This is a genomic window from Paenibacillus sp. T2-29 (genome assembly GCF_052921365.1).
This window is the reverse complement of the sequence record NZ_JBREVE010000024.1, coordinates 1-837: the sequence shown is the minus strand read 5'-3', so window position 1 is coordinate 837 and position 837 is coordinate 1. Positions and strand designations below refer to the sequence as shown.

Sequence of the window (837 nt, the reverse complement as noted above, 5' to 3'; positions counted from 1 at the left end):
CTAGGGCCTGTACGCAAACTGTACAACTCGTAGAAATCTAGTAAAATAAGGCACATGAGACGAAGATACGAGTTAACGGATGAAGAATGGAATATAGTTGACCCCCTGTTGCCCCCAGCCCGAAAAAAACAGGGAGGACGTCCGCCCAAGGATCGGCGCCAGATGCTCAATGCCGTGCTTTGGGTTGCTCGAACGGGCGCGCCATGGCGGGATTTACCGAGTTACTATGGCCCTTGGTCTTCAGCCTACAGCTTTTTCTGGCGGCTACAAAAAGCGAATATTTGGGGTGAAATACTGAAGCATGTCGCCATCGAGCCGGATTGGGAGCAGGTCATGGTCGATGCCACCATCGTCCGCGTCCATCAACATGGAGCGGGCGCAAAAGGGGGCAGGACCGGCAAGCAATCGGACGTTCGCGCGGAGGATTAACTACCAAAATTCATGCGATGGTGGATGCGCTCGGCTATCCGCTGCGTTTCGAATTGACGCCAGGACAAGACCACGATTCTGTCACCGGCTATCGCCTTCTTCATGAACTGGACTTCTGCCCGGGCGAAGTGTTGGCTGATCGCGCCTACGATACCAATGCCATTCTGGAGCTTTTGCAAAGCCGAGCGATCACTCCGGTTATCCCAAGCAAACGCAATCGGCGGGTAAAGCGCCCGTTAGATTCTGAAACGTATAAAGAGCGACACTTAATTGAATGCTTTTTCAACAAAGTAAAAAACTATCGACGCTTGGCCACTCGCTATGAAAAAACAGCGAACATGTTCATGGCTTTTTTGACGCTGCTTTCAATTCGTTTATGGCTCAAATAGGTTTGCGTACAGGCCCTAG

The 837-nt window shown here is 51.4% G+C and carries 1 protein-coding gene; it reads left to right on the top strand.

What is annotated here, in order from left to right:
* Window positions 1-54 precede the first annotated feature (54 nt).
* A protein-coding gene (locus ACU1JV_RS28015) for an IS5 family transposase (protein ID WP_102163329.1) occupies window positions 55-818 on the top strand; the annotation gives its coding sequence in 2 pieces (ribosomal slippage) (window positions 55-391 and window positions 391-818; 765 coding nt in all).
* The last annotated feature ends 19 nt before the right edge of the window (window positions 819-837 follow it).